14 protein-coding genes are annotated in these 8,622 nt (G+C 51.6%); 11 read left to right on the top strand and 3 right to left on the bottom strand.

Annotated elements, in window-relative coordinates; all coding sequences use genetic code 11:
• Nucleotides 1–106: 106 nt before the first annotated feature.
• The 3 genes from FH871_RS24055 to FH871_RS33260 are packed head-to-tail and all read right to left on the bottom strand — an operon-like array spanning nt 107 to nt 1,278.
• The gene (locus FH871_RS24055) at nt 107–805 is read right to left on the bottom strand and encodes a hypothetical protein (protein ID WP_212768260.1); all 699 of its coding nucleotides are present in this window, start codon (nt 803–805) and stop codon (nt 107–109) included.
• A gap of 22 nt (nt 806–827) precedes the next feature.
• A complete protein-coding gene (locus tag FH871_RS24060; RefSeq protein ID WP_138993984.1) occupies nt 828–1,109 on the bottom strand; it encodes a hypothetical protein in 282 nt (93 codons plus the stop codon).
• 28 nt (nt 1,110–1,137) lie between these two features.
• Nucleotides 1,138–1,278 (bottom strand): hypothetical protein, encoded by a 141-nt coding sequence (locus FH871_RS33260; RefSeq protein ID WP_171062931.1) that lies wholly within the window; start codon nt 1,276–1,278, stop codon nt 1,138–1,140.
• 178 nt (nt 1,279–1,456) lie between these two features.
• On the opposite strand from FH871_RS33260, the gene FH871_RS24065 reads away from it, so the two are divergent.
• The 11 genes from FH871_RS24065 (at nt 1,457) to FH871_RS24110 (ending at nt 8,614) form a co-directional block, all read left to right on the top strand.
• The gene (locus tag FH871_RS24065; RefSeq protein WP_138993985.1) at nt 1,457–2,254 is read left to right on the top strand and encodes a terminase small subunit; all 798 of its coding nucleotides are present in this window, start codon (nt 1,457–1,459) and stop codon (nt 2,252–2,254) included.
• Nucleotides 2,244–3,602 carry a phage terminase large subunit gene (locus FH871_RS24070; RefSeq protein WP_138993986.1) on the top strand — a complete coding sequence of 453 codons (1,359 nt, stop codon included), beginning with the start codon at nt 2,244–2,246 and terminating at the stop codon, nt 3,600–3,602. The genes FH871_RS24065 and FH871_RS24070 overlap by 11 nt, the downstream gene beginning before the upstream one ends.
• A gap of 32 nt (nt 3,603–3,634) precedes the next feature.
• Nucleotides 3,635–3,895, top strand: a complete 261-nt coding sequence (locus FH871_RS33265) for a hypothetical protein (RefSeq protein WP_171062932.1) — start codon at nt 3,635–3,637, stop codon at nt 3,893–3,895.
• A complete protein-coding gene (locus FH871_RS33270) occupies nt 3,892–4,200 on the top strand; it encodes a LytTR family DNA-binding domain-containing protein (protein ID WP_171062933.1) in 309 nt (102 codons plus the stop codon). The genes FH871_RS33265 and FH871_RS33270 overlap by 4 nt, the downstream gene beginning before the upstream one ends.
• A 3-nt stretch (nt 4,201–4,203) precedes the next feature.
• Nucleotides 4,204–4,887, top strand: a complete 684-nt coding sequence (locus FH871_RS24080) for a hypothetical protein (RefSeq protein WP_138993988.1) — start codon at nt 4,204–4,206, stop codon at nt 4,885–4,887.
• Nucleotide 4,888: 1 nt separating this feature from the next.
• Nucleotides 4,889–5,863 (top strand): hypothetical protein, encoded by a 975-nt coding sequence (locus tag FH871_RS24085; protein WP_138993989.1) that lies wholly within the window; start codon nt 4,889–4,891, stop codon nt 5,861–5,863.
• Nucleotides 5,856–6,155, top strand: a complete 300-nt coding sequence (locus tag FH871_RS24090; RefSeq protein WP_138993990.1) for a hypothetical protein — start codon at nt 5,856–5,858, stop codon at nt 6,153–6,155. Before FH871_RS24085 ends, FH871_RS24090 begins: the two co-directional genes overlap by 8 nt.
• Nucleotides 6,156–6,405: 250 nt before the next feature.
• A complete protein-coding gene (locus tag FH871_RS24095) occupies nt 6,406–6,840 on the top strand; it encodes a hypothetical protein (protein ID WP_138993991.1) in 435 nt (144 codons plus the stop codon).
• Nucleotides 6,841–6,850: 10 nt separating this feature from the next.
• Entirely contained in the window at nt 6,851–7,321 is a 471-nt protein-coding gene (locus FH871_RS24100) for a hypothetical protein (RefSeq protein WP_138993992.1), read from the top strand.
• Nucleotides 7,322–7,325: 4 nt separating this feature from the next.
• Complete coding sequence (locus FH871_RS24105; protein ID WP_138993993.1) at nt 7,326–7,862, top strand: hypothetical protein; 537 nt, start codon at nt 7,326–7,328, stop codon at nt 7,860–7,862.
• Nucleotides 7,859–8,614 carry a hypothetical protein gene (locus FH871_RS24110; protein ID WP_138993994.1) on the top strand — a complete coding sequence of 252 codons (756 nt, stop codon included), beginning with the start codon at nt 7,859–7,861 and terminating at the stop codon, nt 8,612–8,614. Before FH871_RS24105 ends, FH871_RS24110 begins: the two co-directional genes overlap by 4 nt.
• The last annotated feature ends 8 nt before the right edge of the window (nt 8,615–8,622 follow it).

The following is an 8,622-nucleotide window of genomic DNA, read 5'->3' on the forward strand; positions in this document are numbered from 1 at the left end:
GTTTAAAAAGTGGAGTTGAAAGAAACCGGCTACCCATTCGGCAGCCGGTCAGTGGACAGAGAAAAGTACAGGCAGGACAGAGAATTCAGGAGGGACAGAGAACGTATTAAAAAGGAAGGCCGTCGTTCGGATCTTCATCCAGAACCGTTACTGTTTCTCGAACAGCAGGCACCTCATCCACAACCGGTGAGCCTTCAATCAGCGTGTGGGTACCGGATGAGGTTGAGTTGAGGAGCGGATTGTAAAAGTTGAAGCTGGTTTTGACCTGGGCAACATCAGTCACCGTTTCCTGACGGTAGATGTTGTAGGTTTTTGCGTACCGCTGAAGTTGCTGAGTCTTTTTCGTATCCGCCAGTTTATACGTGAATTTGGCGATGTAATAAACACCCTTCGGTGTTATCCGGGTGTTTTCCCTTCGCTCAGCCGTCACCGTCACCACAATATCCGAAAGCAGCAGGTCGTCGTAAAACAGCGGCTCAATCAGCCGGTAGATGTTATCGACAGAAAAACCATGAAACAGGATCGACGAAACGCAGGCCTGTTTGTCGATGAAAAACAGTTCCGCCCAGTTCTTATGCCCCATGTTGAGGATGTCGTCGTAAAAGATGCGCCACGCCATAGGCTGAAAAGTCAGCTCCGTCATTTTCGACTGAACGATGGCGCTTTCAACATCGAAGGTGCCCTCTTTGGCATCGAACCGGTACGTGCGCGGGTGGCCGTCAAGATGTTTGACAATGGAAACCACCTGATCACCGACGCGCTTTTCCCACCACTCCAGTTTAGCTGTTTCTTGCTGAGGATTCATATAAATACGATTTAGAAGTTGCTTAAGCGATTGAGCTTTCAAACCCGACGATCATTTTTTCGAGCATGTCCACTTGTTCCCAAGATTGAGGGTTGAGAAAGAAGATGGAGCCCGTGCCATCGAAAAGCGCAAACTCCGGAGCGTTCCGCACGTAGGTAAGTCCGATGCAGGGTAAAACATCGACGGCGTTGACATCGCAATTGCCGACCGTTCTGACCCATTCGGCATCGACGCCACCTGGAATCTGTACAAAACCATTCTGCATCAATTCAATTTCTGTTACTGTACTTGCAAAGTTTTTCATGATCGTATCAGGTGTTGAGGTTGAATAATTAGATTTTAAAAAGCTTCGTCGGGTGCCACCAGCTCAGATTGGATTGGTAAGTGTAAATCCGGTCGCCGATCACTTTGCTGACCTCCTCGATGGTTCCGTACACCGTTTTGACCTTGTTGCCTTTCCGAAAAGTTTTCATATCCGTTTCTGATTTGATGATTCAAATATCTAATTAATTTGAACAACATGCAAGTTAAATGCAAGATATTTGCAAATATATTTGACATTATTGCATATTTCATGACGTAATGGTAATATTGAGTACAAATACTGACGGCTTACCGGCTGCTCAGGACTCACCGTAATATCACAAACCTGTGCCTGCTGAAGGGAATAGTCCCTCTTTGTCTTCCGAAGAGGCTTTATCCAAACTCAATCCGAGACAGCGAAAGTTTGTCATCGCTTACTGCCATTGCTTTAATGCTACTGAAGCGGCCCGCATTTCGGGTTATTCGGAAAAGACTGCCTATTCCATTGGTTCTGAAAACCTGAGAAAACCTGAGATTAAGAAAGCAATCGAAGCTCTGTGTGAGGAACTTAGCATGAGTGCCGGCGAGGCCTTCAAACAACTCACCGACATTGCCAAAACCCGGCTTCAGGATTACATGGTGATTCGACAGGTGGAGCGGGTACCCCGGGTCAAAAAGCCGTTGCAGGTTTTGATCGATGAGGTGCAGGCGACTATCGATCTGGAAGAGGAATATGTTCAGGTTGCCGAACTGGACAAAGACGAACAGGACCGGCATGAAGCGTCCCAGAAAGACCGCAGAAATACCATCATCCGCTACCAGCTGGAATTGGCCCGAAACCCGGATGCCTTCCGGATTGTCGCTGGCGAACCGCAGCTGGTCGATGAGGCAAGGGTCGATCTGGTGGCCTTGCAGAAAGCCAAAGGAGAGGGTAGAATCAAATCGTTGTCGTTTACCGAGTTTGGTCCCAAGGTTGAGCTGGAGTCCAGCTTCTCGGCAATTGACAAGATTTTGCACATCCACGGTCGCTACGTTACCAAGATGGTTCTCGACCCGGGGAAAGGCGCTGACCTGAAAGCCTGGACGAAAGACGACGTCGGTCAGTTCCTGGCCATGCTGCAGGAGGGGCGAACCGGTGACCATTAACTTTCTGCCCGCTTCGATTTTCAAAGGCTATCCGGTACCGGATGGCTGTTTTGTTGTTCCTGACGTCTTCATTCCTCATCTGTTCGACAAATCTCCGGTTCAAATCTGGTATGGCAGCCGGTTTTCGGCCAAGAGCTACACGAAGGCGCAAGAGCTGATTGGCCGCTGCTGTGGTAAGGAGTACTTCCGGGGTATCTATGCGCGACAGAACCGGGAGGATGTAAAGAATAGCCAGTTTCAGCTATTCAAAGACACGATTAAAAAGCGGCCCTGGCTCGACCGGCAATTCGACGTTCGCGATTCGGATTATGTGATTGAGAACAAGATCACCGGCAACAAGTTGATTCCGGGATCATTCGACCAGCCGCAAAAGATCATGTCGATTGCCGATCCTACCGATATCTGGGTAGAGGAGCCGATCACCCGGAAAGGGGAAATCAAACGAACCGACTTCTTTGATATGTTCGGTTCGCTGCGGAATCCCTACGGCGTACAGCCACGGTTTCACTTTACGTTTAACCCGATATCCATTTACAGCTGGATATACACTGATTTCTTTGAAAAGAAGTCGATACCCAGTAACCGGGTGCTGGCCAATTACGACGATAACCCGTTCTGTCCGCAGTCGGCATTTGATTTCTTCTCCTGGCTTCAGGATGTCGATCCGGAGCGGTACCTGATCGATGCAAAAGGTAAGTGGGGTGTACCCAAACCGGACAACCCATACTTCCACAAACTCAATCCGGCCAAGCATTTCGCCAAGGTGCAGTACGATCCCAGGCTCCCGGTGTACCTGTCCTTCGACTTTAACGTCCGCAACAGCTGCATCGTCAGGCAAAAACAGGACGGCTCGCCGAAGTACCTCAAGGAGTTCTACATGGCCAGCGGTGCGGGATTCGATCTGGAAAGCCTGTGCCGGGAGATTGCGTTTCTGTATGGCAAAAACATGCTGATGTTTACCGGCGACGGATCCGGCAACAGCCGCTCGGCGTACACCACCGGCAACATGTCGGCCTGGCAGCTCATCGAAGGCTACATGAAAAAGTACGGCGCGCCGTATACGGACTGGAGTGCCGTACCTCGCTCCAATGTGGAAACCGATAACAGCCGGTTTATCTGTAATGCCCTCATCAATGAATTTAAGGATTTCACCATCGATCCGGAAGGTTGCCCGGTGCTGGTTTCGGATGTGTTGCGCATGAAAGCCGCCACCGATGGCAAGTTAGACAAGGCAGATTGTAACAAGCATGATTACGGTCACGTCGGTGACTGCCTGCGGTACGACCTCGCCAATTTCGAGTTCAGCACGTTTCAACGGCTCGGCAACGGGCTTCATAACTCTAATTAGTACCCCCGCATCGGCGGTCCGACGTAATCTGTATGAAAAAAGCTCTTCACAACCTGATTCAGTACCTGCTGCTGGCCATTGGCGTTCTGGCGGCTATTTCCAACATCGCTCACGAGCTGGGCGTCTGGTCGAAGGATTCCAGCGACTGGGTATTCTACCTCTGGATTCTGCTACCGCTGTGGGGAACCGTCGGCGTGGTAGATCTGCTGCTGGTGGCCTGGGCGATCGGCAAAGCATGGAGCGGGCTGGCGTCACTGTTAACCGGTTCCGAGGAGGAACGCTACTACCTATGAGATCACGTGACATCCTGCGGATGTATAACCAGATCAGCCACATCACGGCCGACAGCAACTACAGCCGGGTGTACCTCACCGACGGTCGGATGTTCCTCTACGGCAAATTGCTGCTGCACTGGGAAGCCGAGCTTTCGGGTTTCAACTTCTTCCGGATTCACAAGTCTCACCTGGTCAATATGGATCATGTGAAGCTTGCGCCGGTTGAATTGGCGCAAAAGACCATACGCATCCCGGTGAAAGGCGAATTGCTACCGGTTGCCCGGCGAATCAAACCTGCATTTTTAACCCATTTCAAATCATAGCGTATGGAAATTCTATCTGATAAACTGACTGCCATTCAGTTCAATGGGCTGGATGATTACAACAGAATCTTTAAATGGATGTGGGATGAGGGTAACACCTACGCACTGGCTGGCGAGGTGCAGTACCGGCATCCAATTCTGTTACTGCCTGGACCTAAAGGCACAATGGCAGCTTCGCCGGGTGATTACGTCGTTCGGGACGAGAATGAAGGCGGTAATTTCTTTGTATGCCGCCCGGATGAATTCGCTAGATTGACTCAGCCAATGACTGATGATCAGTTATCGGTTCTCGAACAGCTACGAAGCTACGATCCAGTGAGCGCAGAAGCGGTTGAAGAATTCCACCGACTGGCTAAGTCGACCAAAAACGAAGCCGCCAAAACCATCCTGAATTACCTCGTTTCTGGTTTCCTGTCGACCGTCGATCAGGAGTTCACGCCCTGGCTGACGCCTTTTGACAAACCGGGTGACAATGCCGGGGTCATCAAAGGATATGGCAATGTTGGCGATATCGCTTACGTCAAAGTTGACGGTGAGAAGTATGGCGTTTGGTACACCAACAACTTCATTTACCGCCTGCGGTTCCTGATGACTGGCAGACTGGCTGTTGGTTATCCGGTATCGGTTTTCGCGCACTGCATCCGGTTGGATGTAGAGGAAATGGGAATCATCATTAACGAAGGCTAAGATGACAAACCCATTTAAAAAGCTCGTCGGCCTGAAAGGCATCGCCACTGCCGACAGCTACGTCAATGACCTGCCCGGTCTTTCGGTCGAGCTGGTCGATGCCCTGACCTCCGAATCTGACGATGAGGAGGATGTGCCCGCGCTGGAGGTCTGGAACCGCATTCATAACGCGGCTTTCGACCGGCTGGAATCCGAGATCGTGGGTTGCCTGTCGGCGGATTCAACCTTCACCTCGCTGATTGCCCGTACCTGCGAGGTTGAGCCGATCGATGGGTTGCCAACAACGCCGGTTGCACAGTACGAAGGTGTGCATATCAGGACACCGACTTCGCCCAACAGCCGGGTACGGCTCATGAACCTGGTATTCATGGCCGAAATCAACGCAAACGTCACGGCAACGCTGATTGTAGCCGATACCCGGCGCGGTACGGTTTTGAAGCATCAGGAGGTAATCGTTGTTCCCGGTGTGAACATCATTCCGATCGGATATGATTACCCGCTACCGATACTGGAAACGCCCCAGCTGTTTGTGGGGATCAATGCGGAGGAACTGGCTTTTTTGCCCCTGTCACCCGCTACATGGAGCGTCACCTCGACCGCTTACCACATCGAACCGGCCTACTTTGCTGGTATCACCACGTTGGGACTGGGCATTCCCAACTACTTCTACCTCGAAGCCGAACACCAGCGTACCATCACTTCCGTCATTCCACGGTTTGCAGATCAACTGCGGCTGGCCTACATGTACCTCTGCGGTTCGCTGCTGATGACTGAGAAGCTGGGTTCGGTCAACTTCAACCTGTTCACCAGCACCAACCGGGATTTCACCATCGAGCAGGAAGAGAAGCTGATGAAAGATTTCAAGTCGGCCGTCAAGCCGGTGGCTCGATTGATCAAACAGCACCTGCTGGCCAGCGGCAACCTGCAACGCGCATCGGATACCGAGTCAGGATACGAAGAGGGAAGCTATGTCTAACCTTAAAACGATAACCTACGACCTGGGAATCGACAATGTACCTCCCATCCCCGGTGAATACCTGGTGAGTGTTGGCAAGCGGGGGATAGGGTCAGTATGGTACATCAAAGAGGTTCGGAAAGTCAATTCCAAAGTTGTTCGGGACTATACCCGATACGCTTTAAAGGTCATCCATACCCCCGAAATGAAGGAATTCACTGTGCTTGAAGGTGATATGTACGAAAGCTGGGTTTGGGTACGGGGGCAGGAAGCCCATCCGTGCGTCTGGTATCCAAGAGGCAAAAAGTTATGATGGATGCAACGGATTTTGAGTCAAAAGGATTGGAGTTGCTGGTTTTCGCCGAGCAATTCAAGTGGATCTGCGTATCCAGTGATGGGCATTCGTGCCGGGTGTCATTCGTTGACGAAACCCGAATGATCAGGGTAGATATCTACACCTCAAAAATGACGGTTTGCATGGTTCGGAAGGGCGAAAAGCCGAGGTATTTCAAGAATCAGACGCTAGATCAAATCAAGCAACTATTTAAAAACCCCTATACAAAATGACTGAAAGACGCCCTATAAATCATGCCAGGCCGACACGCATCATTGCCATTGATTTCGATGGAACCTGTGTTGGTCACGAATTCCCGCTGATCGGCAAAGAGGTGCCGTTTTGTGTCAATGTCTTGAAAAAGCTTGTAGAGGCTAATTGCGCTCTGATTCTTTTCACCATGCGCAGTGAAGAGCATTTGGTTCGGGCAGAGCAATGGTTCGCGGAACGTGAGATTCCGCTATGGGGGTCGAATGTGAACCCAGACCAGAAGTCGTGGACATTATCCCCCAAGGTTTATGCCCATGATTATATCGACGATGCGGCTTTCGGTTGTCCGTTGATTCACGATACCTCATTTGCGGAACGTCCATATGTGGATTGGCAAAAGGTAGATGAATACTATTCGCAGTTCGCCTGGTATGGTATCAAACTAAATCCATAGGTGATCTGACATGTTCAACTTCGATTCCAACGCCGAAGAGGTCTTCGCCCGGTTGCAAAAGGTCGTTCAACGCGCCGAGGCTGGTTTAGGTACCAACCTGAAGATTTCAGCCCACGACGCACTGGCCCTCATCGCCAACCGGGTGCAGCAACGTGGTCAGAACGCTTCCGGTGCCCGGATGCAGACGAAGGCGACGCTACGAAACGGCGTGTATTCGAAACGGCATTCCGCTCGTCGGTCGGCTCGCGGCCGTCAGGTCAACCACATCGACTTTACGTTGGAAGGCGACCTGTTTCGCAACTGGCAGCTGCTGAGAACCGAGCCAAAGGAGGTGATGATCGGGTTTCTGGCGGATGATGCCGCTGATCTGGCGGGATATCTGGAGGAGTACTTCGGACCGGTGTTCAAGTTATCGCCGTCGGAAGAGAATCAGGTGATTGACGGATTTATTGACCGTGTAATTGAGGATATAATGCTTTAAACCCATGATTCAGGAAACAATCGACGAAATCAACAGCCTGTTGCTGGCCTCCTTCAGCGAAGCGCAAAAGCTGAAAGACATCCAGCTGCACGGCGTGGCCATGCCGGTGCATGATCAACAGGCGAAAGGCGAGCGGCTGGTATTGCTGCTGGAAGAAAAACAACCGCGGCTGGTCCTCAACAACAAGTCGTTCTGGCAATCGGCTCACCTGGTCAGCGGGGGCTACCCGGCGATCAGTTCCGATTACGGCACCTTCAAATCCCACACCTATGACATGTCGATGGTGCTCATCTGTTGCTGCAAACGGGCGTCGGGTCTTGCTCACGCACTGGCGGTACTGGAGAATGTCAGCAACATCCGGATCGAACGGTTTGAGAACAACACGCTGGACGTCCTTCGGAGTTTCTGGCGGCAACCGGTGAGCGACGAGAAGGGCTACGATCCGAACTGGTGGGCGATGGCCATCCGGTACCAGATCATTGGCGTCTCAGGTACCGAGTTCGCTGATTTCTACAACGTGTTAGACGAGGTAACTATATGATTAAAGCTTTTCAAGACGCACTCGAAGCCGGTCACATCGAACCGGCAGTACTGCCGGACGGCAAGCCGTTTGTAATCAATGGGGTGCAGTACTATCAGGCGACCGATGGCGGGATCAACATGGCCATGGGCCGGTTTCATTCGTTTGGTGACACTTTACGCAAACACGACAGCCTGAAGCTAAGCGATGAGGTGCTAACCACCGCGCTGGATACGATGTATGACCAGCTGCGCACGGCCAGTGCCCAGATCGGCTTGGACCCCGAACAGGCTCAGGACAACATCCGCTACGCCCTGACGACCATCGAGCGCATTAAACAGCGCCGGGAGTTCGGGTTGGATGTCACCCAGGTGTATGACATCGCTTCGATCTTCTTTTTCAGTGAGAAGGAAGATCCGGCGTCCGTCGATCCGGCGACCAACCGGGCGAAGATCATCAGCTGGATGCCCTATCCGTGGCTTTATCGTTTTTTTTTGAGCATGCCGCTGGGCCAATACGTACCCTTGCAGCAGCTTGCCGCCGTCGATACCCTGACGTTTATGAGCAATCTGAATCTACAGGAGTATCTGGATTGGAAAATAACCCTGTTGAAGTCCTCTGCGCATGGATTGATGCCCGCTACGATATCCACTATAAAATCGCGGATGGAGACCCTGCAAAACTCGGATGGCTTGATCGATGCACTGTTGAACAGTACCACAACTACGCAGCCGCCTGGATCCGGGAGCAACGGCGAAAAGCAGCCGAATTAGAACGCCTT

This window comes from Larkinella sp. C7, assembly GCF_006149005.1.
Classification (GTDB): domain Bacteria; phylum Bacteroidota; class Bacteroidia; order Cytophagales; family Spirosomataceae; genus Larkinella.

Bases quoted from the DNA above. Each gene is read 5' to 3' on its own strand.
- FH871_RS24055 (WP_212768260.1), bottom strand. From the start codon at position 805: ATGAATCCTCAGCAAGAAACAGCTAAACTGGAGTGGTGGGAAAAGCGC.
- FH871_RS24060 (WP_138993984.1), bottom strand. From the start codon at position 1,109: ATGAAAAACTTTGCAAGTACAGTAACAGAAATTGAATTGATGCAGAAT.
- FH871_RS33260 (WP_171062931.1), bottom strand. From the start codon at position 1,278: ATGAAAACTTTTCGGAAAGGCAACAAGGTCAAAACGGTGTACGGAACC.
- FH871_RS33265 (WP_171062932.1), top strand. From the start codon at position 3,635: ATGAAAAAAGCTCTTCACAACCTGATTCAGTACCTGCTGCTGGCCATT.
- FH871_RS33270 (WP_171062933.1), top strand. From the start codon at position 3,892: ATGAGATCACGTGACATCCTGCGGATGTATAACCAGATCAGCCACATC.
- FH871_RS24080 (WP_138993988.1), top strand. From the start codon at position 4,204: ATGGAAATTCTATCTGATAAACTGACTGCCATTCAGTTCAATGGGCTG.
- FH871_RS24085 (WP_138993989.1), top strand. From the start codon at position 4,889: ATGACAAACCCATTTAAAAAGCTCGTCGGCCTGAAAGGCATCGCCACT.
- FH871_RS24090 (WP_138993990.1), top strand. From the start codon at position 5,856: ATGTCTAACCTTAAAACGATAACCTACGACCTGGGAATCGACAATGTA.
- FH871_RS24095 (WP_138993991.1), top strand. From the start codon at position 6,406: ATGACTGAAAGACGCCCTATAAATCATGCCAGGCCGACACGCATCATT.
- FH871_RS24100 (WP_138993992.1), top strand. From the start codon at position 6,851: ATGTTCAACTTCGATTCCAACGCCGAAGAGGTCTTCGCCCGGTTGCAA.
- FH871_RS24105 (WP_138993993.1), top strand. From the start codon at position 7,326: ATGATTCAGGAAACAATCGACGAAATCAACAGCCTGTTGCTGGCCTCC.
- FH871_RS24110 (WP_138993994.1), top strand. From the start codon at position 7,859: ATGATTAAAGCTTTTCAAGACGCACTCGAAGCCGGTCACATCGAACCG.